The sequence below is a fragment of the Nocardioides sp. NPDC051685 genome (assembly GCF_044453405.1).
Classification (GTDB): domain Bacteria; phylum Actinomycetota; class Actinomycetes; order Propionibacteriales; family Nocardioidaceae; genus Nocardioides.
On sequence record NZ_JBITCR010000001.1, the window covers coordinates 279474 to 302766 of the forward strand.

The 23293-nt window shown below is 70.1% G+C and carries 20 protein-coding genes and 1 riboswitch; of the genes, 10 read left to right on the top strand and 10 right to left on the bottom strand.

Going from position 1 to position 23293, the window contains the following annotated elements:
- Positions 1–7 precede the first annotated feature (7 nt).
- The 3 genes from ACIA03_RS01375 (at position 8) to ACIA03_RS01385 (ending at position 4562) form a co-directional block, all read left to right on the top strand.
- Entirely contained in the window at positions 8–1276 is a 1269-nt protein-coding gene (locus ACIA03_RS01375; RefSeq protein WP_396978500.1) for an RNA polymerase sigma factor, read from the top strand.
- Positions 1277–1293: 17 nt separating this feature from the next.
- Positions 1294–2862 carry an AMP-binding protein gene (locus ACIA03_RS01380; protein WP_396978502.1) on the top strand — a complete coding sequence of 523 codons (1569 nt, stop codon included), beginning with the start codon at positions 1294–1296 and terminating at the stop codon, positions 2860–2862.
- A 77-nt stretch (positions 2863–2939) separates the two neighbouring features.
- A complete protein-coding gene (locus ACIA03_RS01385; protein WP_396978504.1) occupies positions 2940–4562 on the top strand; it encodes an AMP-binding protein in 1623 nt (540 codons plus the stop codon).
- Positions 4563–4657: 95 nt separating this feature from the next.
- On the opposite strand, the gene ACIA03_RS01390 is transcribed toward ACIA03_RS01385, so the two are convergent.
- Positions 4658–5608, bottom strand: coding sequence for a LacI family DNA-binding transcriptional regulator (locus ACIA03_RS01390; RefSeq protein ID WP_396978506.1), 951 nt, complete (start codon positions 5606–5608; stop codon positions 4658–4660).
- Positions 5609–5773: 165 nt separating this feature from the next.
- Here ACIA03_RS01390 and ACIA03_RS01395 point away from each other — a divergent pair, with 165 nt between their 5' ends.
- The 5 genes from ACIA03_RS01395 to ACIA03_RS01415 are packed head-to-tail and all read left to right on the top strand — an operon-like array spanning position 5774 to position 10688.
- A complete protein-coding gene (locus ACIA03_RS01395) occupies positions 5774–6598 on the top strand; it encodes an ABC transporter permease (protein ID WP_396978508.1) in 825 nt (274 codons plus the stop codon).
- Positions 6595–7392: an ABC transporter permease gene (locus tag ACIA03_RS01400; protein ID WP_396978510.1), complete on the top strand. Its 798-nt coding sequence runs from the start codon at positions 6595–6597 to the stop codon at positions 7390–7392. Before ACIA03_RS01395 ends, ACIA03_RS01400 begins: the two co-directional genes overlap by 4 nt.
- Entirely contained in the window at positions 7389–8384 is a 996-nt protein-coding gene (locus ACIA03_RS01405) for an ABC transporter ATP-binding protein (protein WP_396978512.1), read from the top strand. The genes ACIA03_RS01400 and ACIA03_RS01405 overlap by 4 nt, the downstream gene beginning before the upstream one ends.
- A gap of 40 nt (positions 8385–8424) precedes the next feature.
- Positions 8425–9510 (top strand): PotD/PotF family extracellular solute-binding protein, encoded by a 1086-nt coding sequence (locus ACIA03_RS01410; RefSeq protein ID WP_396978514.1) that lies wholly within the window; start codon positions 8425–8427, stop codon positions 9508–9510.
- Between the two features lie 44 nt (positions 9511–9554).
- A complete protein-coding gene (locus ACIA03_RS01415; protein ID WP_396978516.1) occupies positions 9555–10688 on the top strand; it encodes an adenosine deaminase in 1134 nt (377 codons plus the stop codon).
- On the opposite strand, the gene ACIA03_RS01420 is transcribed toward ACIA03_RS01415, so the two are convergent.
- From ACIA03_RS01420 to ACIA03_RS01455, 8 genes are all read right to left on the bottom strand, one after another.
- Positions 10685–11554 (bottom strand): SGNH/GDSL hydrolase family protein, encoded by an 870-nt coding sequence (locus ACIA03_RS01420; RefSeq protein WP_396978517.1) that lies wholly within the window; start codon positions 11552–11554, stop codon positions 10685–10687. The genes ACIA03_RS01415 and ACIA03_RS01420 overlap by 4 nt on opposite strands.
- Before the next feature lie 135 nt (positions 11555–11689).
- Positions 11690–12961: a threonine synthase gene (thrC, locus tag ACIA03_RS01425; RefSeq protein WP_396978519.1), complete on the bottom strand. Its 1272-nt coding sequence runs from the start codon at positions 12959–12961 to the stop codon at positions 11690–11692.
- A gap of 11 nt (positions 12962–12972) precedes the next feature.
- Positions 12973–13110, bottom strand: a riboswitch (SAM riboswitch).
- Positions 13111–13191: 81 nt separating this feature from the next.
- Positions 13192–14103: a GlxA family transcriptional regulator gene (locus tag ACIA03_RS01430; protein ID WP_396978521.1), complete on the bottom strand. Its 912-nt coding sequence runs from the start codon at positions 14101–14103 to the stop codon at positions 13192–13194.
- A 79-nt stretch (positions 14104–14182) separates the two neighbouring features.
- On the bottom strand, positions 14183–14734 hold the full coding sequence (locus ACIA03_RS01435) for an isochorismatase family protein (RefSeq protein WP_396978523.1): 552 nt from the start codon (positions 14732–14734) through the stop codon (positions 14183–14185).
- A gap of 68 nt (positions 14735–14802) precedes the next feature.
- Complete coding sequence (lon, locus tag ACIA03_RS01440; RefSeq protein ID WP_396978525.1) at positions 14803–17127, bottom strand: endopeptidase La; 2325 nt, start codon at positions 17125–17127, stop codon at positions 14803–14805.
- A gap of 179 nt (positions 17128–17306) precedes the next feature.
- Entirely contained in the window at positions 17307–18161 is an 855-nt protein-coding gene (otsB, locus tag ACIA03_RS01445; protein WP_396978527.1) for a trehalose-phosphatase, read from the bottom strand.
- A gap of 91 nt (positions 18162–18252) precedes the next feature.
- The gene (locus ACIA03_RS01450; RefSeq protein WP_396978529.1) at positions 18253–18774 is read right to left on the bottom strand and encodes a LytR C-terminal domain-containing protein; all 522 of its coding nucleotides are present in this window, start codon (positions 18772–18774) and stop codon (positions 18253–18255) included.
- Positions 18775–19071 carry a DUF3263 domain-containing protein gene (locus ACIA03_RS01455; RefSeq protein WP_091046051.1) on the bottom strand — a complete coding sequence of 99 codons (297 nt, stop codon included), beginning with the start codon at positions 19069–19071 and terminating at the stop codon, positions 18775–18777.
- Positions 19072–19217: 146 nt separating this feature from the next.
- Here ACIA03_RS01455 and ACIA03_RS01460 point away from each other — a divergent pair, with 146 nt between their 5' ends.
- Positions 19218–20669 carry a trehalose-6-phosphate synthase gene (locus ACIA03_RS01460; protein ID WP_396979872.1) on the top strand — a complete coding sequence of 484 codons (1452 nt, stop codon included), beginning with the start codon at positions 19218–19220 and terminating at the stop codon, positions 20667–20669.
- A 27-nt stretch (positions 20670–20696) separates the two neighbouring features.
- A complete protein-coding gene (locus tag ACIA03_RS01465) occupies positions 20697–21719 on the top strand; it encodes a Gfo/Idh/MocA family protein (protein WP_396978531.1) in 1023 nt (340 codons plus the stop codon).
- Positions 21720–21727: 8 nt separating this feature from the next.
- Here the strand turns inward: ACIA03_RS01465 and ACIA03_RS01470 are convergent, their stop codons facing one another.
- Complete coding sequence (locus ACIA03_RS01470) at positions 21728–23278, bottom strand: FMN-binding glutamate synthase family protein (RefSeq protein WP_396978533.1); 1551 nt, start codon at positions 23276–23278, stop codon at positions 21728–21730.
- Positions 23279–23293: the final 15 nt, after the last annotated feature.

Sequence of the window (23293 nt, forward strand, 5' to 3'; positions counted from 1 at the left end):
CGCGTCGATGCTGGAGACGCTGCTGCGCGAGGAGTGGGGCCGGTTGCTGGCCCTGCTCGTCGCGCAGTTCCGCCGTCTCGACCTGGCCGAGGACGGCCTGGCCGACGCCTTCGAGGCGGCCGCCCGGCGCTGGCCGGAGGACGGCGAGCCGGACAACGGACCCGCGTGGCTGCTCACGACCGCCCGCCGGCGGATCGTCGACCGGATGCGGACCGAGGAGGTGCTGGCTCGCAAGATGCCGCTGCTCGCGGTGGACGCGGCGCTGACCCAGGAGGCGCAGCAGGTGATGGCCACGGTGCCGGCCGGCGCGGGCGGCGAGGCGGTCACGGACGAGCGGCTCCGGCTGGTGCTGCTCTGTGCCCACCCGACCCTGTCCCGCGAAGCCGCCGCGGCGCTCACCCTCCGGCTGGTCCTCGGCGTCTCCACCGAGGACATCGGCCGGCTCTTCCTGCAGTCGAAGGCGACGATGGCGGCCCGGCTGACCCGGGCGCGCAAGCGGCTCGCGGGCGCCTCCTTCGAGGTGCCCTCGGACCTCGCCGACCTGGGTGAACGGGTCGGCATCGTCGCCGAGGTCGCCTATCTCGCGTTCACGGCGGGCTATGCCCCCGGCACCGGTCCCGATGTCGTACGCAGCGACCTCGCCGGCGAGGCGATCCGGCTGGTCCGCGTGCTGCGGACGGTGCTTCCGGCCCCGGACCCGGAGGCCGACGCGCTGCTCGCCCTGATGCTCCTGCAGCACTCCCGCCGGGCGGCCCGGATCGGGCCGGACGGCGGCCTGGTCCTGCTCCCCGACCAGGACCGCACCGCCTGGAACGTCGACGAGATCACCGAGGCACTCGCGATCCTCACCCCGCTCGCCCACGCGGCACCGGCGCCCTACCTGCTCCAGGCCCTGATCGCCGCGGAGCACGCGGTCGCGCCCAGCTCCGAGGCGACCGCCTGGGACCGCATCGTCGAGCGCTACGACGAGCTGCTCGCGCTCCGCGACACCCCGGTCGTACGCCTCAACCGGGCCGTCGCCGTCGCCGAGGCGGACGGGGCCGAGGCCGGGCTCCGGGCGCTGGAGTCGGTCGCGCTCCCGGGACACCGGTTGCCTGCCGTACGAGCGCAGCTGCTGGAGCGGCTGGATCGCCACCGTGAGGCGGTCGAGGCGTACGACGAAGGCATCGCGCTCTGCACGCATGGACCGGAGCAGGCAGACCTCAGCCGGCGGCGAGCCGCGGCGTACGTCCTGGAAGGTTTTGAACCTCATTCCCTAGACGAGAACACGTTCTAGTTGCCACACTCGACGACGTGACCCCGATCACTCTCCCCGACATCCTCGAGGCGATGGCCGACGCCGTCCCCGACCGCACCGCCGTGTTCACGATGGAGCACGCCTACAGCTTCGCCGAGATCGACGAGCGCGCCTCCAGGCTGGCCAACCACCTCATCGGGCAGGGCATCGAGCCGGGCGACCACGTCGCCGTCCACTCCCGCAACCGGATCGAGTGGGTCGACGCCTTCTACGGGTGCATGAAGGCGCGGGCGGTGCCGATCAACATCAACCACAAGTACCTCCACGACGAGCTCGACCACCTCTACCGCAACTCCGACGCGGTCGCCGCGATCATCGGTCCGGAGCACGTCGAGGCGGTCGCCGCGCTCGGCCTGGGGATCCCGACGCTGGTGCTCGGCGAGGAGTACGACGCCGCGGTCGCCGCCGCGCCCAAGGAGCGCCCCGACGTCGAGCGCAGCCCCGACGACCGCTACGTGATCTACACCGGCGGCACCACCGGGATGCCGAAGGGCGTCGTGTGGCGTCAGGAGGACATCATCCGTGCCGCGATGAACGCGAGCCGGTTCGGAGCACCCTTCGACACCGTCGAGCAGCTCGCCCAGGAGGCCGCGGCGCAGGAGACGCCGATGGTGCTGCTGGCCTGCGGCCCGATGATGCACGGCGGCAGCCAGTGGATCATGGGCAACGGCCATGTCGCCGGCTGCACGGTCTCGCTCTACACCGAGCCGACCTGGTCGGCCGAGACGATCCTCGACCTCGTCCAGGCCGCCGGGGTCAACTCGCTCACCTTCCTCGGCGACGCGATGGGCCGCCCGGTCGCCGAGGCGATCCTGCGCGAGCCGGAACGCTGGGACCTGAGCGCGTTGTTCGCCGTCTCGAACGGCGCCGCGCCTCTCTCCGCAGGGGTCCGCACCCAGCTTCGGGAGGCGCTGCCGGGCCGCTACATCCTCGACTCCTACGGCGCCTCGGAGTCCGGGGCGACCGGCATGCAGGTCGACGAGGGCACCGAGGGCGCGCAGGCCGCGCCGAAGTTCCAGGTCGGGATGGACGTACAGGTCTTCGACACCGAGCTGAAGCCGTGCGCGGCGGGCGAGACCGGGATGCTCGCCCGCACCGGATCGATCCCGCTGGGCTACTACAACGACCCGGTCAAGACCGCCGCGACGTTCAAGGAGGTCGACGGGCAGCGCTGGTCGATCCCGGGCGACTTCGCGCGGCGCGAGGAGGACGGCTCGATCACCGTCCTGGGCCGCGGCTCGGGCTGTATCAACACCGGTGGCGAGAAGGTCTTCCCCGAGGAGGTCGAGGCCGTCCTGCTGCGGCACGCGGACGTCTTCGACACCGCGGTCGTCGGCACCCCGCACGATCGCTGGGGCCAGCAGGTGACCGCGCTCGTGCAGCTTCGCGAGGGCGCCACGACCTCGGACGAGGCGCTCCGGGAGCACTGCCGCAGCCTCATCTCCGCCTACAAGGTGCCCAAGGTCATCCTGCTCGTGGAGCGAGTCCCCCGCACGCCCGTGAGCAAGGTGGACTATCGTGCGAGCGCTACGGTCGCTGCCGAGCTGCTCGAGGCGCGTAGGTGACGACCGGCTGATCCGCACACGTACGGTTCGGTGCCGTACGGCCCTACCCCTGGAAAGCCTACGTCTCTGTGTCCGCCGTGATCCCCCTCACACTGCCCGACATCCTGGAAGCGATGGCCGATGCGATCCCCGACCGCACGGCAGTCGTCACCACCGACCGCGCCTACACGTACGCCGAGATCGACGAGCGTGCGACCCGCCTGGCCAACCACCTGCTGAGCGTCGGCCTCGAGCCGGGCGCGCAGGTCGCCATCCACGCGGCCAACCGGATCGAGTGGGTCGACGCCCTCTACGGGTGTCTCAAGGCCCGCACGATCCCGATCAACATCAACCATGCCTACCGGCGCGACGAGCTCGCCCGGACGTACGCCGCCACCGACTGTGTCGCGGCCATCGTCTCGCCCGAGTTCACCGATGACCTCGACGAGCTCTCGCTGTCCCTGGACCATCGGGTCGTCCTCGGTCCCGACTACGACGCCAAGGTCGCCGCGGCGTCCAAGGAGCGGCCGACGGTCGGACGTACGCCCGGCGACTGGCACATCATCTTCACCACCGGCACCACGGGCACCCCGAAGGGCGCCGTCTGGCGCCAGGAGGACCTGATCTGGGCCGCCCTCAACACGGTCCGCCGCAACGCACCGATCCCGTCGGTCGAGGGGCTCGCCGCGGAGGCGGCCGCCCGCGACTCGGGCGTCGTCCTGCTCGCCGGTGGACCATTGCTACACGGGCAGAGCCAGCTGCTGCTCCTGCGAGCGCTGGTCGCCGGCGGCACCGCGGTGCTCGACACCTCGCCCACCTTCTCCGCCGAGGCCTTCCTCGACCTCGCCGAACAGACCGGCGCGACCGCGATCACGCTCCTCGGCGACGCCCAGGCGCGGCCGGTGGCCGCGGCGCGGCTGACCGGCAAGAAGCGCTGGCCGCTGCACTCGCTCGCCGGCGTCTCCAACACCGCGGCGCCGCTCTCCGACGGCGTCCTCTCCGTGCTCCGCAACGCGTTCGCCCGCCGGGTCATCGTCGACTCCTACGGCACCCTGGAGACCGGCGTCACCGGCTCCCGGGCCGACGACGGCTCGCCGCTCGCGCCCGGTGAGGCGCGGTTCATGGTCGGCCCCGAGGTGGAGGTCTTCAACCCCGACCTCACCCCGGCGGCCCCCGGTGTCGAGGGCCTGCTCGCCCGCTCCGGCCCGGCCGCACTCGGCTACTACAAGGACAACGCCCGCTCGGCCACCGCCATCAAGCTGATCGACAACCGGCGCTGGACCTTCCCCGGCGACCTCGCGCGTCGCGAGGAGGACGGCTCGATCACGCTGCTCGGCCGGGCCGCGACCCTGGTGCGGACCGGTGACCTCGAGATCCACCCCGAGACCATCGAGGGTGTGCTCCTCGCCCACGACGACGTCGTCGACGCCGCCGTCTTCGGCATGCCGCACCCGCGCTGGGGCCAGCAGGTCGCGGCGCTGGTGCAGCTTGCTCCTGCTTCCGAGACCACGGCCGCCGACCTGCGCAAGCACGCCCGCGAGCGGCTCGGGGAGTCCCACGAGCCCAAGCTCGTCCTGCTGGTCGAGTCGGTGCCGCGTACGCCTGCGGGGACCGTCGACTACCGCGCAGCCGCCGGCCTCACCGCCGACCTGCTCAGCACCGGCGCCAAGCGCTCAGGCGACCTGGATGCCGACACCGACGAGCAGGCACCGACCGGCTGAGCTCCACCCACCGGCTGGATCGCCTCCGGATTCGTCGACGGCAACGTCCACGATGTCCAGGAGGAAAGCGGCCGTGAGGCGCAAGGATCGCCGGATCAGCGCGACGCCCATTCCAGGGGAACGGGCAACCGCCGCTGCACCGGATCGAGGGCGGGATCAGCGATGCGTGCGATGAGGAGCTCCGCGGCAACGCAGCCGAGCTCCTCGCCGTCCACGTCGATCGCCGGGGTGTCCTCGAGTCCGAGGGCGGCGACGATCTCGTGCTCCGAGCTGACCACCGGCAACTCGTCGCCGGATGCGAGCAGCGCGTACTGCACGCCGAGCCCGATCGCTGTTGCATACGGGATGACCGCGGTCGGCCGGAGCCGCCGGACCTCCTCCGCAGCGCGAACGCCGGCGGCGAACGTCGACGCGTACGGGCCGATGACGTCGATGCGCACTCCCGCGCGCTCGCTCGCTGCGCGGACGGCGGCGGTGCGCTGCCGGTCCTGCCAGGATCCCTCCGGGCCACCGATGTGGAGCAGTCGCCGATGGCCGTCGGCGGCGAGCCGCTCGGCGAGCTCGCCGAACGCGGTCGCTGTGTCGGCGGCGACGGAGGCGATGCCGTCGATCTCGCGGTCGATGAGGACGACAGGCTTGCTACGCGTCGCGGAGGCGACGAGGTCGTCGGTTCCGCGAGGGGCGACGACGATGTAGCCGTCGACCTGCCGGGACAGCCGAGCGAACCCCGGGAGCTCGTCGATCTTGGCCAACGGGTGGACGACGACGGTGAGCTGGAGGCCTTCGGCGTCCGCCCTGGCCTGCGCGCCGGCGATGATCGGCGTGAAGAAGCTGTTGGCGAGCGTGGGCACGACCAGCGCGACGATGCCGGTGCGTCCACCCGCGAGCTGCCGTGCCGCCGCGTTCGCGACGAAGCCGAGCTTCTCCGCGGCGTCGCGCACCCGTTGCGCGGTGGCGGGAGAGACGACCCCGGGGCGCGAGAAGGCGCGCGACGCGGTCGCCTTCGAGACGCCGGCAAGCGCCGCGACGTCCGCGATCGTAGCCAATGGCACCCCCTCTCTCCGCCTCATCATAGACGCACTGCGAAACCGGTTGCGCATCCATGTAACAAGATATTTACCCGCGTTACTGGCGGCGGTATCGGGATGGCTCGTACGGTGTGATGCAACCGGTTACATCGATCGATTCCCATCCCTCACCTGGAGGCGCGAATGAGAACCCGTCTCGCGACCGTGCTCCTGCTGCTGCCCGGTCTAGCCTTCCTGCTCATCGGCTTCCTGGTGCCCTCGCTGGCGATGCTGTTCTCGCCACCGGGCACCGCGACCGGCGACATCCTGGTTCGGCTCGGGCAGATGCTGACCGACCCCTATGACCTGACGATCATCGGTCGGACACTGCTGATCGGGCTCGTCGTGACGGCGCTCTGTGTCACGCTCGGCTTCCCGATCGCCTACCTGCTGGCACGGATGACGTCGCGGTGGTCGGGCGTGCTCCTGGCCGTCGCGATCTTCCCGCTCCTGCTCAGCAATGTCGTCCGTACCTTCGGCTGGCTGGTCGTGCTCGGCTCGAACGGTGCACTCGGACAGCTGCTCACCGCGCTCGGCCTCGTCGACGAGGCACCGCAGCTGCTCTATACGCCCGCCGCGATCGTGCTCGGCCTCACCCAGCTCTTCCTGCCGCTCGCGATCGTGACCTGCTACTCGGCCGTGTCCCAGGTCGACGCCGGCCTGGACAACGCCGCGCGCGGACTCGGCGCGAGCCGGACGAGGACGTTCTGGGATGTGGTGCTGCCGCTCTCCCTCCCAGGCATCGTGGTCGCGGCGACGCTCGTGTTCGCCGGATCCGTCACCGCGTACACGACCCCGTACCTGCTCGGAGGGTCGGGCAACCGGATGCTCGCGACACAGCTGTTCACGTACTCGAGCATCTCGATCGACTGGGCGAGCGCATCCGCGACCGCGCTCGTCATGACGGTGCTCGTGTTCGCGGTCTCGGCCGTGTCCTCGGTCGTCGCACGGAAGGGAGCGACCTCGTGAACGAGCGCCGCCCCGTCGCCGCGACCCTCGCCGTCGCCGGGTACGTGATCATGATCGTCCCGATCCTGTTCGTCGTCGCGACCGCCTTCACGGCCGGCCGCACGCTGCGTTTCCCGCCCGAAGGGCTGTCGCTCCGATGGTTCGGCGAAGCGCTCGCATACCGCCCCTTCGTGGGCGCGCTCGCGAGCAGCGTCGAGATCGCCCTCCTGGCGACGGTGCTCGCACTGCTCGTCGGGATCCCGGCCACGCTCGCGATCCACCGCGGCCGGATCCCCGGCAAAGCGCTGGTCGAGAACCTGTTCCTGTCGCCGCTCATCGTGCCCGAGCTCGTCGTCGGCCTAGCACTCTTCCAGCAGTTCATCGTCGGCTTCCGGATCGACAACTGGCCGGTACTGCTCACCGGCCACACCGCGCTGCTGCTGCCCTACGCCGTACGTGTCACCGGCGCGGCCCTCGCCGGTGCCGACCCGGCACTCGAGGAGGCGGCGCGCGGGCTCGGGGCCTCGCCGATGCGCACGTTCTGGACGATCACGCTTCCCGTGCTACGCCCCGGCATCTTCTCGGCCGCCCTGCTGAGCTTCATCACTTCGTTCAACAACGTCCCGCTATCGCTGCTGCTGCAGAGCCGTGACACGCAGACCCTGCCGATCACGATGCTCGACTACGTGCAGCAGAGCTACGACCCCATGGTGGCAGCGACGTCGACGCTCATCCTCGCGGCCACGGTGGTCATCGCCGTGATCGCCGAGCGCACCGTCGGCTTCACCAAGATCTTCGGAGGCATCAACCGATGAACGCCGCAGCACAGTTCCTCGACGTCAGCCAGGTTTTCGGCGACTTCACCGCCGTCGACGGGATCGACCTCGCCATCTCGTCCGGCAAGCTCACGACGCTGCTCGGACCGTCCGGGTGCGGCAAGACGACGTCGCTCCGCATGCTCGCCGGCTACACCCGACCGACGAGCGGGCGGATCCTCATCGACGGTGCTGATGCGACGGCCCTGCCGCCGGAGAAGCGCGACCTCGGCATGGTGTTCCAGTCGTACGCGCTGTTCCCGCACATGACGGTCGCCGACAACGTCGGCTACGGCTTGAAGCTGCGCCGCATCCCGGCGCGCGAGCGTGCCGCGCGGGTGGCGCAGTGCCTGGAGCTCGTCGGGCTCGCGCATCTCGCCGACCGGCGACCGCGCGCCCTCTCAGGTGGGCAGCAGCAGCGTGTCGCGCTCGCGCGCGCCATCGCGATCCGGCCCCGGCTGCTGCTGCTCGACGAGCCGCTGTCCAACCTCGACGCCCGTCTGCGCGTGCAGATGAGGGCCGAGATACGCCGGATCCAGTCCGAGACCGGTCTGACCGTCGTCCTCGTCACGCACGACCAGGACGAGGCGCTGGAGATGAGTGACGAGATGGTCCTCATGCGGGCGGGCCGGATCATGCAGCAGGGTGCGCCAAGCGAGGTCTTCAACCGCCCCGCGAACCGGTTCGTCGCCGACTTCCTCGGCTACGAGAACTTCATCGAGACGACCGACGGCTTCGTCACCGTACGTCCTGAGCACCTCTCACTCGAGCTCGGCGTCTCGGATCCGGCCCGCGGGCTCGCACTGCCCGGCGTCGTCACCGACGTCGCGTACCGCGGCGTGGACCTGCTCGTCACGGTCGCCGCGCGCGACGCCCAGGGCGACGTCGTCCTGCGCGCCGACATGCGCGCCGATGGCCTTGCCCCGCTGGCGCCGGGCGACGCCGTCACGGTCACCGCAGCCACCACACGCCTCGTCCCCCTGTCCGACTGACTCGTCCGCACCTCACCACCCCACCGAAAGGAGACGCGCCATGCCGCGTCATGTCACCACCCACCCACCCGTGCGCTCGCTCCGGCTCGCCTCCGGAGTCGCGATCGCCGCCGTCGCCCTCGCCGGCTGCTCCACCCCCGCATCGGATGAGGCGGACGACGACAAGATCGTCGTCAGCACCTTCCCGTTCGGCGTGGAGCAGTTCCAGGAGGCTGTGGTCGACCCGTTCACCGAGGCCACGGGCATCGAGGTCGAGATCGAGACCGGTTCGAACTCGGACCGCCTCTCGCAGCTCGAGCTCGCGGCCGGCGACCCCGGCGTCGACGTGATGCTGATGTCCGACACCTACGTGGCGCTCGGCCAGGAGAAGGACCTGTTCGAGCGGATCGACGCGGACGACGTACCCGCGATCGACGACGTCGCTCAGCTCGGCACGGAGGGCGCCTACGCCGGCCCGGCGTACGCGTACCAGCTCAACGGCACGCTCTACGACACCGACAAGCTGACTGCCGAGGCGGCCGCCGACTGGTCGCTCTACGCCGACAAGGACCTCGCCGGGCGGGTGGCGCTGCCTGACATCTCGACGTCGTCGGGGCAACTGCTCGTCGCAGGTGTCGGCGAGACCTACGGTGACGGGCCGTACGACATCGACGCGGCGCTCGGAGAGCTCGCCGGCTGGTCCCCGAACGTCCTGCAGTTCTACACGTCGTCGACGGAGGTCACGAACCTGCTCACCCAGGGCGAGATCGTCGCGGCCAACTCGCTGAGCGGCTTCGCGATCGGCCTCGCCGAGAACGACGACTCGTTCGCGTTCGCCCAGCCCGCGAGCGGCGCGTACATGACGACGAACCACGCGGTGATCCCCGCGGGGGCGCCGAACGAGGACGGAGCCAAGCAGTTCATCGACTACATGCTGAGCGCCGAGGCACAGACGGCGGCGGCCGAGCTCGTCGGCGACCTGCCCGTGAACCCCGAGGCGAAGATCCCCGCCAGCACCACCGCGGTCCTCGGCGACATCCCCGCGGACCCGCTGGCCGCGGGCTACCAGACGCTCGACCCGGCTGAGGTCGTGCCCGAGCGTGACGAGCTCGTCGAGCGCTTCGCCCGCGAGGTCACGGCCGGCTGAGACCTTCTTGGGCCCGGTCACCACCAGCACTGACGAAAGAGACGATGAGCACCGAGAACCTGAGCGAGTACATCGCCCGCATGCCGAAGGCGGACCTGCACTGCCACCTCATCGGCACCGTGCGCGCCTCCACCTTCGCCGAGCTGGCGCGACGCGAGCGGCTGGAGCTGCCCGACACTCCCGAGCAGATCTACGCCGACATCAACTCGCTCCCACCGGACCCGGCTCTCTACCGCGGCAGGCGGATCCCGGTGCCGGAGGGCCGCTCCGCCGACGAGCCAGACGTCTCCTACTCGCTGTTCCAGGCGTCGAAGTGGGTCCTGGACGTGCTCCGTACGCCCGAGGACCTCACCCGCATCGTGTACGAGGCCTTCGAGGCCGCCCACCGGACGAGCGCCACCCGGCACCTCGAGCTCTCCTTCGACGCCCTGCCGGAGCACCTGCGGCAGCTGGGCTACGCGGGAGCGGTCGAGGCGTACGCCGAGGGCATCCGAATGGCCGAGCGGGACTTCGGGATGACCGGCGTTCTGCTGGCCGCGATCGACCGCAGCCGGACGGACGAGGAGGCCCTGGCCCGAGTGCGCACCGTGGTCGATCACCCGCACGAGTACGTCGTGGGCATCGGCCTGGACAATCTCGAGACGGCGGGTCCGCCGGAACGATTCGAGGCCGCGTACCGCCTCGCCGGCGACGCGGGCCTGCACCGGACCGCGCACTCCTCCGAGCATGCGCCGGTCGCGGCGAACACCATCACCTGCCTCGACACGCTCGGCTGCGACCGGATCGACCACGGCTACTTCGTCCTGGAGGACGACGAGGTGGTGGCGCGGCTGCGCGACGAGCAGGTGCCGTTCACCGTGATCTCGACCACTTCGCGCCGCTCCTGGCGTCCGTGGCGGCGGGCATCGATCGGCGCCATGCTCGAGGCCGGCCTGAACGTCATCCCCGCCTCCGACGATCCGGGCATGTTCCCCACGACGCTCGCGGACGAGTACCGGATCCTCGCGGACGACCTCGGCGTGACGCGCCGGCGGCTTCGCGCGATGTCCCTGGCCGGCATCGACGCGAGCTGGCTGCCCGCCGACCGGAAGGCAGCGGTCCGCACCCGTTTCGAACGCGAGCTGGCAGACCTCGAGACCGAGCTGTTCCCCGCGGACCTCGGGATCTCAACAGGCTAGGGCACCACATGCTCGGGCATGTGGTGGCCGAACGGGACCCGCTCGACGTGCCCGAGGGCGGCGAGGACGGAGGGCAGCATCGCCTTGGCGGTGCGCTTGTAGCCCATGGCGCTGGGGTGGAAGTGGTCGATCGCGAACATCTCGTCGGGGTTCGTGATGAAGAACGGGCCGACCACGTCGGAGAGCGAGACGACGTGGGCGCCCTTGGCCAGCGCGGTCTCCCGCTGGCCCTCGGCGAGCTGCTTGGCGATCCTGCGGCCGAGCGAGCGCAGCGGCTGCGGCAGCGGCCGGACCGCGCCGACGTCCGGGCAGGTCCCGACGACGACCTCGGCGCCACGCTCGCGCAGCGCGTCGATGACCTCCCCCAGCACCCGGGTGGAGTCCTTCTGCGGCACCCGGTGGGTGACGTCGTTGCCGCCGACGATGACCACCGCGACATCGGGCCGATAGCTCTTCGGCAAGGAGTCGAGCTGCGCGGGGACCATCGAGGTCTCGGCCCCGACCACGGCAGCCGTACGCAGCCGCACCGGTCGCTGCAGCGCCTTGGCCGTGCCCTTGGCCAGCCGGGCGCCGAGGGTGCCGCCCCTGGTCTCCGCGCCCAGCCCGGCGGCGATCGAGTCACCGAGGATGAGGAGCTGGACCGGCGTACCTCCGTAGGTCTTCTTGTAGACCTTGTCGGCGTCGATCGCCTCCTCACCGAGGGGCTTGCCGATCACGTCGCGGGCGTGCGCTGCCTGTCTCTTCAGCAACGTCACGAACCCGGCACCGGCCGCCGCCCCCACGACCCCGACGGCCCCTGCGACGCCCGCCGTGGCGGCAACCACGCCCAGCCATCGGGCCTCTTCACTCGTCTTCGCAGCGCTCACATTCCTCATGTGTAGCGCACGATGGTGAACGGGCGGTTGGTTCGTCTAGGTATGCAGAGAAACCGTCGCTTCCCTCGCGGAGTTCCGCGTGGGAAGCGACGGTTCGGCTACATACCTGGACGAACATCCACAGCCCTACGCCTGCGAGAGCCCGGCTTCCTCGAAGGCGTCGTAGTTGGGGGCGATGGTGGCGCGGGGTCCGACGATGCCGCTGACCGCGTCGAGCGTCTTGAGGCCGTGGCCGGTGTTGATGATCACCGTCTCCAGGCTCGGGTCCAGGGCGCCGGTCTCGACGAGCTTCTTGGTCACCGCGAGGGTGGTGCCGCCGGCGGTCTCGGTGAAGATGCCCTCGGTGCGGGCCAAGAGCACGATCGCCGCGCGGATCTCGTCGTCGGTGACCTCCTCGACGGCGCCGCCGGAGGAGCGGGTGGCGTCGAGGACGTAGATGCCGTCGGCCGGGTTGCCGATGGCCAGCGACTTGGCGATGGTGTCGGGCTTGACCGGGCGGATGGCGTCGACGCCGGCCTTGAACGCGGTCGCGACCGGGTTGCAGCCGGTCGCCTGGGCGCCGAAGATCCGGTAGGGCTTCTCCTCGACCAGACCGAGCTTGATCAGCTCCTTGAAAGCCTTGTCGACCTTGGTCAGCTGGGATCCGGAAGCCACCGGGATGACGATCTGGTCGGGCAGGCGCCAGCCGAGCTGCTCGGCGATCTCGAAGCCGAGGGTCTTGGAGCCCTCGGCGTAGAAGGGACGTACGTTGACGTTCACGAACGCCCAGCCGTCCTCTTCCGCGGCGATCTCCTGGGCGAGCTTGTTGACGTCGTCGTAGTTGCCGTCGACGGCGATCAGGTTGTCGGTGAAGACGGCCGAGTTGACCTGCTTGGGCTGCTCGAGGTTGCTGGGGATGAAGACCGCGGTCGGGATCCCGGCGCGGGCACCGGCGGCGGCCACGGCGTTGGCCAGGTTGCCGGTCGAGGGGCAGGCGAAGACCTTGGCGTCGAGCTCGCGGGCGGCGCTCAGGGCGCAGGCGACGACGCGGTCCTTGAACGAGTTGGTCGGGTTGGTCGAGTCGTCCTTCACCCAGATCTTCTCGATGCCGAGCTCCTTGGCGAGGTTCTTCGCATCAAGGAGCCGGGTGAAGCCGGGCTCGGTGTTGGGGCTCTGCTCGATGTCGTCGGGCACCGGCAGCAGCGCCTTGTAGCGCCAGATGTTGCGGGGTCCGGCCTCGATCTCCTCGCGGGTCACGGCCGGGAAGTCATAGGCCACCTCCAGTGGCCCGAAACACTCCGGACAGGCGTAGTGCGGACCGAGGTCGATCTGGTTGCCGCACTCCCGGCACGACAGCGCCGACGCGTTGCCGAAAGCACCCTCGCGCAGACCCTTCGTCTCCGTTGTCACAGCGCTCATGAGAAACCTCCTCCTCATCTTCCCCGTCGCGTCCCTCGCGCTCGGGCCGGAATTAGCACCTTTTCCACGACCCGCCCACAGGTGGGAGGAGGCTCGTGGCGGTTGCCGGGACTTCACTGGGCCGTTCCCTCAGTCCCTCTCGATGAGCAGTTGCGATCGTACGGCAGGTATCCGGTGCCCAACACACCCGGGTTCCATTCCGTGGACCAACTGTCCGCTATGTGGACAATTCAGCGCGCGCGAAGACGGCGCAGCATCCGGGCATCGTCGAAGCCCACCGCCCGGGCCGCCGATTCCATCGTGCTCCCGGCGGCGAGCAGGTGGTCGGCACGCTCACGGCGTAGCGCCTGCTGGTAGCGGAGCGGGGTGAGACCGGTCGCGCGTACGAAGGCGCGGGTGAGGGTGCGCTCGCTGACACCCGCACCCTCGGCCAGGCCGGTGAGCGGGAGCGGCTCGGCGAACCGGGCGTCGATGACGTCCTGCACATGGTGGACGGTGTCGTCGAGATGGTTCCGGTGGCGCAGCAGGACGCTCTCCTGCGGCTGGTCGCCGTTACGGCGCGCGTAGACGACCATGTCGCGGGCCACCCGAGCCGCCAGTGCGGGCCCGTGGCGCATCGCCAGCAGGTGCAGGCTCAGGTCGATGCCGCTGGCGATGCCGGCCGACGTCACGATCCGGTCATCGCTGGTGAAGAGTACGTCACGCACCACCCGGGCCTTCGGGTAGCGCCTGGCCAGGGCGTCCTGCAGATCGTGGTGGGTGGTGCAGAGCCGGCCGTCGAGGAGACCGGCCTGGCCCAGGGCGTCGGCGCCGGCGCAGACGCTCGCCACCTCGCCCCCGGACGCATGATGGGCACGCAGGCGCTCGGCGGTCTCGGGGGTGAGCCGCGGACCGGCGACGAGGTCGTACGCCGCCTTCCAGCCCGGCACGAGGAGCAGGTCGCCGGGGTCGAGATCGGGCCACTCTCCACGGGCCGCCAGCGGCAGCCCCTGGGCCGAGAGCACCTCCCCCGGCCCGGCGCCCGCGACGTAGGTGAGGTCGTAGGGATGGCCCAGGTTGCCCGCGGCGTGGAACGCCTGTGCCGGCCCGGCGAGGTCGAGAAGATGTACGCCGGGCAGCAGCACGAACACGACGGCGCTCATGCCGCCACACCCGTTGAGGAGAAGAAAGGATACGGGCGTGACGGCATGATGAACACATTGTTCGCTCGCTGACGCTCGTTCACGCCGCAGATGCTGCCACAGCCTCCAGGTCCGCGATCGTCGCGATCTCGGCGAACCGGCCGCTGAGCACGAGTTTCGTACGCTCCACGATCTCCTCCGCCGACAGCCCGCCCAGCGGCTCGGTGGAGACGGCGTCGGCGACATAGGTCACCCGGTAGCCGAGGTCGGAGCCGATCCGGGCGGTGGTCTCGACGCACTGCTCGGCGCGGATCCCGCACACCACGAGCTCGGTGACCCCGTGCTCGGTCAGGATCTGCTGCAGGTTGGTCGTGGTGAAGGCGTTGTGCGAGGTCTTGCGCACCTCGACATCGCCCGGTTGCGGGCCGCTGAGCCCGTCGAGGTAGCGCACGTGACCCGAGTCAGGGTCGAAGGCGCCGCCGCTGCCGGGCTCGGTGTGCAGCACCCAGACGACGAGGTCGCCGGTGGCGCGCGTGAGACTCACCAGCCGGTCGGCGCGCTCGGCGATGTCGGGGTGGAGGGTCTGCTCCCAGGTGTCCAGCCGGCGGAAGGACTCCTGGATGTCGATGACGAGAAGGGCTCGGTTGCTCATACCTCCAGTGTGCGAGCTGCCCGCCCGATGCACGAGGCATCAAGCGGGCAGCATCCGGAACGATCCGGTCAGGCAGCAGCCACCGAGTTCTGCGTGGTGGCACCTCCCTGGGCGGGAGCCAGGGCGCCGCGTACGACATCCCTGACATCGCTCACCAGGTTGATCTTCAGCGCCTGCTTCACGTCGTCGGGCACCTCGTCCAGGTCGGGCTCGTTGCGCTGCGGCACGAAGACCTCGGTCAGACCGGCCCGCTGAGCGGCGAGCAGCTTCTGCTTGAGGCCACCGATGGGCAGCACCCGGCCGGAGAGCGAGACCTCACCGGTCATGCCGACCTCGCTGCGCACCGGACGACCGGTCGCGAGTGAGGTGAGCGCGGTGACCATGGTGATGCCGGCGCTCGGGCCGTCCTTGGGAACCGCACCCGCGGGCACGTGGACGTGGAGCGAGCGGTCGAGCACGGCCGGGTCGACACCGAGCTCAGCGGCGTGCGAGCGGACGAAGGAGAGCGCGATCTGCGCGGACTCCTTCATCACCTCGCCGAGCTGGCCGGTGATGTTCAACCCGGTCTGCCCGTCCGCCGCCGACGCCTCGATGAACAGCACGTCCCCACCGAGCCCGGTGACGGCCAGTCCGGTGGCGACCCCCGGGACCGACGTACGCTCCGCCGACTCCGGCGTGAACCGCGGCCGGCCGACGAGGTCCTTGAGGTTGTCGAGGTCGACCCCGACGTGCTCCGTCCCGGTCGCCAGCCGCGTCGCCGCCTTGCGCAGCGCCTTGGCGAGGAGCCGCTCGAGCTGGCGTACGCCGGCCTCGCGGGTGTAGTTCGCAGCCAGCTCACGCAGGGCGTCGTCGGAAACCGTGACCTCCGCAGGCGTCACCGCGGCCCGCTCGAGCTGCCGGGGCAGCAGGAAGTCGCGGGCGATGGCGACCTTGTCGTCCTCGGTGTAGCCGTCGATGGTGACCAGCTCCATCCGGTCCAGCAGCGCGCCGGGGATCTGGTCGACGACGTTGGCCGTGGCGATGAACAGGACGTCGGAGAGGTCCAGGTCGAGCTCGAGATAGTGGTCGCGGAAGGTGTGGTTCTGCGCCGGGTCGAGCACCTCGAGCAGCGCCGCGGCAGGGTCACCGCGGTAGTCGGAGCCGACCTTGTCGACCTCGTCGAGGAGCACGACCGGGTTCATCGAGCCGGCCTCCTTGATGGCCCGCACGATCCGGCCCGGCAGCGCGCCGACGTAGGTGCGCCGGTGACCGCGGATCTCGGCCTCGTCGCGGACGCCGCCCAGCGCGACCCGGACGAACTTGCGTCCGAGCGAGCGCGCGACCGACTCACCGAGGGAGGTCTTGCCGACTCCTGGCGGGCCGGCGAGCAGCACCACAGCGCCCGAGCCACGGCCGCCGATGACCTGCAGGCCACGCTCGGCGCGACGGGCCCTGACCGCCAGGTACTCGACGATCCGGTCCTTGACCTCCTCCAGGCCGTGGTGGTCGGCGTCGAGCACCTCGCGGGCGGCGGTGACGTCGGTGGAGTCCTCCGTGACCACACCCCAGGGCAGCTCCAGCACGGTGTCGAGCCAGGTGCGGATCCACGCGGTCTCGGGGTTCTGCTCGGAACCACGCTCGAGCTTGTCGACCTCGCGCAGCGCGGCCTCGCGTACGGCCTCGGGGAGGTCGGCGGCCTCGACGCGGGCCCGGTAGTCGTCGGAGCCCTCGGGCTCGCCCTCGCCGAGCTCCTTGCGGATCGCGGCGAGCTGCTGGCGCAGCAGGAACTCCCGCTGCGTCTTCTCCATGCCCTCGCGTACGTCCTCGGCGATCTTGTCGCTGACCTCGGACTCGGCGATGTAGTCCTTGGCCCAGGCGATCACCTTCTCGAGCCGCTCGGTGACGTCCGGCGTCTCCAGCAGCTCGCGCTTGGCCTCGTCGTCGAGGTAGGGCGCGTAGCCGGCCGTGTCGGCGATCTCCGACGGCTCGGTCAGCCGGTTGACCTGGTCGATGACCGGCCAGGCCTCGCGTCGCTGCAGCACCGCGACGACGAGCCGCTTGTACTCCTCGGCCAGCTCGGTCGCGTGCTCCGTGGTGGTCTCGGTGGCGGGCTCGACCTCGACCCACAGCGCCGCACCGGGCCCGGTCACGCCGGAGCCGATCTTCGCGCGGCCGATGGCCCTCAGCACCGCCGCGGGCTCACCACCCCGGAAACGGCCGACGCGCTCAATCGTGGCGACAGCGCCGTACGTCGCGTACCGGTCCCCCAGCCGCGGCGCCACCAGCAGCCGGCTCTCCGAGCCGGCCCGGGCGGCGTCGATCGCAGCCTGCGCGGCCTCGTCGAGCTCGATGGGCACGACCATCCCCGGCAGGACCACGGCGTCCGAGACGAACAGCACAGGAAGCTTGTCCATGCGGACCCTCCTAGAAAAGTTGAGTGATACTGGCTCAACTTCTCAGAGCATCCGGATGTTCCCTCCGGTTATCCTGTTCGCTGTCAGCGGACGGCGCCAGCTGTAACACGCTGTTACACCGACTATCCGGTCGTCCCAATAGGGCGAGTAGTCCTACGAACGACGTGTTACACCGCCGCTCACACCGCCACCGCATCAATCGTCAGCCGCCGCAGCAGCTCCAGCACCCCCTCCGGCCCGGCGACCTCGAGGTCGGCCAGCCCGGCGAGCGGGCCACGGTCGGGCCCGGCGTGGGAGTAGACGAGGAGGGTCGGCGACCCGGTGGTCTTTCCCCAGGCCCTGACGGCCTCGAACGCCTCGATGTCGCCCAGGTCGTCGCCGCCGAAGAGGATCGCGCCGGGCGAGACCTCCGCGATCAGCGTCTCGATCGCAAGACCCTTGTGCATCCCGGGGGCGCGCACCTCGATGACCTGCTTACCGGGCTCGATCATCAGTCCGTGCTCGGCGGCCAGCTCGGTCAGCGGCGGGAGCAGACGAGCGGCGAGATCGTCGGGGTCGGGGAACCGGCGGGTGTGGACACCGACGGCGAGGCCCTTCTCCTCGATGTAGGCCTCGCCGGCGCCGTACGCCTCGAGCACCGCCGGGAGGGCGGCCTCGAAGGCGGCCAGGCCCTCGGGCGGCGGCGGGCCCACGACGACGCGGTCCGAGCCGCTCCAGCGCTGGTTGCCGTACTGACCGAAGACATACAGCTCCTTGCCCAGCTCCGCGAGCGCGTCGGCGATCGCCGCCAGCCCGCCGAGCTCGACGACCTGCCCCGCCGGGCGGCCGGTGACGATGGCGACCGCCTTCACCCGGGCCGCGAGTGCGACCAGGGCCGAGGCCGCGTCAGGATGGATCCGAGCCGCAGCCGGGTCCTCGACGATCGGCGAGAGCGTCCCGTCGAAGTCGAGACCGACGAGGGTCTCGGCGGCAGCAGCCGCGACCGCGGCGTACTTCTGCTCTCCTGCAGTGCCATCAGGCTGGGGTTCGGCCATGCCTCAACTGTGACACGGCAACCACTTCGGAGCGGACCGGGAGGCATGGCCGTGCGACAGATCACACGCCGTCGAGAACGCCCGGAAGCCCTCAGAGAGCCCCGGTCAGGATCACCGTCAGCCGGTCGCCCTTCATCGAGCCTTCGACCGACAGATGGGTGCGTTTGATGCCGAGGTCATCGGCCAGCTGCTGGCCCTCGCGCTTCATCTCGCTCGGGTAGTAGACGGTGTTCTCCGGGACGGAACCCATCCAGTTGTCCTCACCGACGACGTTCCAGCCGACCGTGGTCGCCTTCGCCGCGACGTCGCCGGCAAGGCCGACGACGTTGGACTGGTTGTAGACCTCGACGCTGACCTTGGCCCGGTCGACGGGCGAGGGCACGGCCTTCGCCGGCTTCTTCTCCTCGGCCTTGGCCGCCTTCGGTGATGCGGACACGGAGGCCGAGGGAGTGCCACCGGCCTGGGCGATCTTCTCGTCCCGGCCGTCTCCGTCACCACCGGTGAACCAGAAGACGAGCACGGCGACGACGACGGCCACCACACTCAGCGCGATGACAGGTGTGGGGAGCGCGACGCCACGCTCACCCTTCGAAGGACGTACGCAGCCGGTCATTCAGACCTCGAAGCCCAACCGTCTCGCCGAGCGCTGACGCTGTCGGGCCGCGCGGAGCCTTCGCAGGCGGCGTACCAGCAGCGGGTCGGCCTCGAGGGCCTCCGGCTTGTCGATCAGCGCGTTGAGGACCTGGTAGTAACGGGTGGCGGACATGTTGAACGCCTCACGCACGGCAGCCTCCTTGGCTCCGGCGTACTTCCACCACTGGCGCTCGAAGTCGAGGATCTGCTTGTCGCGCTCGCTGAGGCTCGCGGGGTCCTCACCTGGGCCTGTGACCTGCACGTTGACAGCGCTCATTCCTCGTCCCCCGGTGTCGTCTGCATCTGCCCACAGACTAACGCGCCGAACTACACGGCTGTGGTTCACCCTGCGGCGTGTTACTCGACAGGTATTCCGGCCGAGCCCGGAAAATCGCGAGTGGAACGACTGGGCACCGAACCCGGATCCGGTCCGTTACAGTCGGAGATGTGCAGGCTGACCTGGTAATCGTGGCCAATCGGCTCCCCGTCGATCGAGTGGAGATGCCGGACGGCACGAAGGCGTGGCGACGCTCCCCAGGAGGCCTGGTCAGTGCCCTCGAACCGGTCCTGCGGGCCAACGACGGCGTGTGGATCGGCTGGCCCGGCGGCACCGACGAGGACCTCGAGCCGTTCGAGGACGACGGGCTCCATCTGCTGCCGATGACGATGAGCGCCCAGGACATCGAGGAGCACTACGAGGGCTTCTCCAACGGCACCCTGTGGCCGCTCTACCACGACGTCGTGGCCAAGCCTGAGTTTCACCGGGAGTGGTGGGACGGCTACCAGCGCGTCAACAAGCGGTTCGCCGAGAAGTGCGCCGAGGTCGCTGCCAAGGGCGCGACCGTGTGGGTGCAGGACTACCAGCTCCAGCTGGTCCCGCAGATGCTGCGCGAGCTCCGCCCCGACCTGCGCATCGGCTTCTACCTGCACATCCCGTTCCCGCCGGCCGAGCTCTTCCAGCAGGTCCCCTGGCGGCGCCAGCTCCTCGAGGGCCTGCTCGGGGCCGACCTGGTCGGCTTCCAGCTTCCGCAGGCGGCCCAGAACTTCGTCCGGCTGGTGCGTCAGCGCGTCGGCCACAAGACCCACCGTGACCTGGTCTATCTCCCCGACGGACGCACCGTGCACGCGGCCGCCTTCCCGATCTCGATCGACTTCATCGGCTTCGACGAGATGGCTCACGACGAGAGCGTCAACCAGCGTGCCAAGGAGATCCGCCAGCAGCTCGGCGACCCGAAGAAGATCATGCTCGGCGTCGACCGGCTCGACTACACCAAGGGCATCTACGCCCGGCTGCGCGCCTTCGGCGAGATGATCCGCGACACCGAGCTCGACGTGGAGGACGTGATCTTCGTCCAGGTCGCGGTGCCCTCCCGCGAGCGGGTCGAGCAGTACCGCAAGCTCCGCGACGACATCGACCGCCTCGTCGGCCGGCTCAACGGCGACCTCGGCCGCATCGGCCGTCCCGCGATCTCCTACCTGCACACCTCGCTCCCCCGCGCCGAGATGGCCGCGCTCTACCGCGCCGCCGACATCATGGTCGTCACCCCCTACCGCGACGGCATGAACCTGGTCGCCAAGGAGTACGTCGCCTGCCGCTACGAGGACGACGGCGCCCTCGTGCTCTCCGAGTTCGCCGGCGCGGCCGAGGAGCTGCGCCAGGCCTGGCTCGTGAACCCCTACGACATCAACGGGATGAAGGCCGCGCTGCTCGAGGCCTACGAGGCCGAGCCGAAGGAGCTCACCCGCCGGATGAGGGCGATGCGCAAGCAGGTCGCCTCCAAGGACGTACGTCACTGGGCCGACACCTTCCTCGAGGAGCTCGCCGCGGTGCAGGGCAGCCACAACAAGAGCGTCCTTCCGCCCAACAGCCATTAGCCCCTGGCAGGTGGCTAGAGTCGAGACGTGACCACCAACTCTGACCCGATCAGGTGGGGAATTCTCGGCACCGGCCGGATCGCCCACTCCCTAGCCACCGACCTGATGCTCGTGCCCGACGGCCAACTCGTGGCCGTGGGCTCGCGGAGCAAGGAGTCCGCGGAGACGTTCGCGAAGGAGTACGCCGCCAACAGCCCGGTCCGCGCGCACGGCTCCTATGAGGAGCTGGCCGCCGACGAGGACGTCGACGTCGTCTACATCGCCTCCCCCCACTCCCACCACCTCGAGCACGCCACCCTCGTGCTCGAGGCCGGCAAGCACGTGCTGTGCGAGAAGGCGCTGACGCTCAACGCCGCCGACTCGCAGACCATGGTCGACCTGGCCACCTCCAAGAAGCTGTTCCTCATGGAGGCCATGTGGATGGCGACCAACCCGATCATCCGGCGCCTCGTCGCCGACGTGAGGTCGGGCCGTTTCGGGGTCCCCCGTCACGTACACGCCGAGCTCGGTTTCGTCGCCGACCCCGAGCAGCACCAGCGCCTCCTCGACCCCGCCCTCGGCGCCAGCGCGCTGCTCGACATGGGCATCTACCCGCTCACCTTCGCCCACCTGCTCTTCGGCGAGGCCCGCTCGCTGACGGCTCAGGCCAACCTCGGGGAGGGTGCCGACGGCGGCACGTTCGACCTCGACCTGGTGATGACCGGGAAGTACGCCGGCAACGAGCTCTCGACGATGGTCTCCTCGGTCACCTCCTACTCCTCCCGCGCGGCCGCCATCGCGACCGACCAGGGCCGGATCGAGCTGACCGACTTCCACCACCCGTCCTCGGCGGTCTTCAAGCCCGCCAACGGGGACGAGCCCGTCGAGATCGTCGGCGACGAGCCCGTCATCGGCGCCGGCTACGGCAACGAGATCGCTGAGGTCCAGCGCTGCCTGCGCGAGGGTCTCCTGGAGTCCCCGCTGGTGCCGCACAGCCAGACCCTCAGCCTGATGCGCCAGATGGACATGATCCGCGAGTCCATCGGCGCCCGCTACGCCACCGAGTCCTGACGAGGCGCTCAGGCGGTGGTCGGCTTCTCGTTGAACGTGCGGTGCGGGCGCACGACGTCGAGGAGCTGGCCGGTCACCTCGGGGCCGAGAGCACCCCAGTGGTCCTTGTAGCCGTAGACGCCGGCGAGGGTGCGTGACTCGTAGTCACCGTTCATGACCTCGATGTCGTGCGGCGTGATCAGGCCGGGGTGGGCGACACCGACAGCGGCGGAGACCTTCATCAGCTCCCTGCGCAGGGTCCTGAGATAGCTGGCGCAGCGATCGCCCTTGTCCATCGGGTCGAGACCACCGGAGAGCCACTTGTTCTGGGTCGCGACGCCGGTCGGGCAGGTGTCCTCGTGGCACTTCTGCGCCTGGATGCAGCCGATCGACATCATCGCCTCGCGGCCGACGTTGACCATGTCGGCACCGAGCGCGAAGGCGACGGCGGCGTTCTCAGGCAGGCCGAGCTTGGCCGACCCGATGAAGGTGATGGAGTCGGTCAGACCGAGCTCGGCGAAGGTGCCGTAGACCCGCGAGAAGCCGATCCGGTAGGGCATCGCGACCGCGTCGGAGAAGATCAGCGGCGCCGCACCGGTGCCGCCCTCGCTGCCGTCGACGGTGATGAAATCGACGCCCCGCTCCCCCGACCGCATCGTGCCGGCAAGCTCCTGCCAGAACTCCATCTCGCCGACCGCCGACTTGATGCCGACCGGCAATCCGGTCTCGGCGGCGATCATCTCGACGAAGTCGAGCATCGAGTCGACGTCGCGGAAGGCCGAGTGCCGCGAGGGGGACGCACAGTCCTTGCCGACCTCGATGCCCCGGATCGCGGCGATCTCCGGGCTCACCTTGGCGGCCGGCGGCAGTCCGCCGAGCCCCGGCTTCGCACCCTGGGAGAGCTTGATCTCGATCGCCTTGACCGGCGCGGTCGCGACCCGCTCCTTCAACCGGTCGATCGAGAAGGTGCCGTCGGCGTTCCGGCACCCGAAGTACGCCGTGCCGATCTGCAGCACCAGATCCGCACCACCCTCGAGGTGGTAGGGCGAGATACCGCCCTCGCCGCTGTTGTGCATCGCTCCGGCCCGCTTGGCACCCAGGTTGAGCGCCTTGATCGCCGGCCCGGACAACGACCCGAACGACATCGCCGAGATGTTGACGACCGACTCCGGCCGGAACGCCTTCGCACGCCCGCGCGGACCCCCGAGCACCTTCGCCGACGGGAGCTCGGCGGTCGGGTCGTGGTCGTCGGGCAGGGCGTCGGCGAACGTACGGTGCTTGATGTGGATGTGGCCCTGCGCATGCTCGATGTCGTTGTCGGTGCCGAAGCCGAAGTAGTTGTTCTGTCCCTTGGCCGAGGCGTAGACCCAACGTCGCTGGTCGCGGCTGAAGGGTCGCTCCTCGTCGTTGTCGGCGACGATGTACTGCCGCAGCTCCGGTCCGATCTTCTCCATCAGGTAGCGCGCGTGCCCGATCACCGGGAAGTTCCGCAGGATCGCGTGCTTGCGCTGGGTCAGGTCGCGCGCGGCGACCACGCCGGCGGCGACCGCCGCTCCCCCGAGGAGGGTCGTCATCTTCATGTACGTCTTCCTACC

What these genes read in the sequence shown, in the direction of transcription:
- ACIA03_RS01450 (WP_396978529.1), bottom strand. Translation starts at nt 18,774, where the DNA reads ATGACCGGCTGCGTACGTCCTTCGAAGGGTGAGCGTGGCGTCGCGCTC.
- ACIA03_RS01375 (WP_396978500.1), top strand. Translation starts at nt 8, where the DNA reads ATGCTGGAGACGCTGCTGCGCGAGGAGTGGGGCCGGTTGCTGGCCCTG.
- ACIA03_RS01410 (WP_396978514.1), top strand. Translation starts at nt 8,425, where the DNA reads ATGCCGCGTCATGTCACCACCCACCCACCCGTGCGCTCGCTCCGGCTC.
- ACIA03_RS01395 (WP_396978508.1), top strand. Translation starts at nt 5,774, where the DNA reads ATGAGAACCCGTCTCGCGACCGTGCTCCTGCTGCTGCCCGGTCTAGCC.
- ACIA03_RS01405 (WP_396978512.1), top strand. Translation starts at nt 7,389, where the DNA reads ATGAACGCCGCAGCACAGTTCCTCGACGTCAGCCAGGTTTTCGGCGAC.
- ACIA03_RS01435 (WP_396978523.1), bottom strand. Translation starts at nt 14,734, where the DNA reads ATGAGCAACCGAGCCCTTCTCGTCATCGACATCCAGGAGTCCTTCCGC.
- ACIA03_RS01415 (WP_396978516.1), top strand. Translation starts at nt 9,555, where the DNA reads ATGAGCACCGAGAACCTGAGCGAGTACATCGCCCGCATGCCGAAGGCG.
- lon (WP_396978525.1), bottom strand. Translation starts at nt 17,127, where the DNA reads ATGGACAAGCTTCCTGTGCTGTTCGTCTCGGACGCCGTGGTCCTGCCG.
- ACIA03_RS01430 (WP_396978521.1), bottom strand. Translation starts at nt 14,103, where the DNA reads ATGAGCGCCGTCGTGTTCGTGCTGCTGCCCGGCGTACATCTTCTCGAC.
- ACIA03_RS01455 (WP_091046051.1), bottom strand. Translation starts at nt 19,071, where the DNA reads ATGAGCGCTGTCAACGTGCAGGTCACAGGCCCAGGTGAGGACCCCGCG.
- ACIA03_RS01470 (WP_396978533.1), bottom strand. Translation starts at nt 23,278, where the DNA reads ATGAAGATGACGACCCTCCTCGGGGGAGCGGCGGTCGCCGCCGGCGTG.
- thrC (WP_396978519.1), bottom strand. Translation starts at nt 12,961, where the DNA reads ATGAGCGCTGTGACAACGGAGACGAAGGGTCTGCGCGAGGGTGCTTTC.
- otsB (WP_396978527.1), bottom strand. Translation starts at nt 18,161, where the DNA reads ATGGCCGAACCCCAGCCTGATGGCACTGCAGGAGAGCAGAAGTACGCC.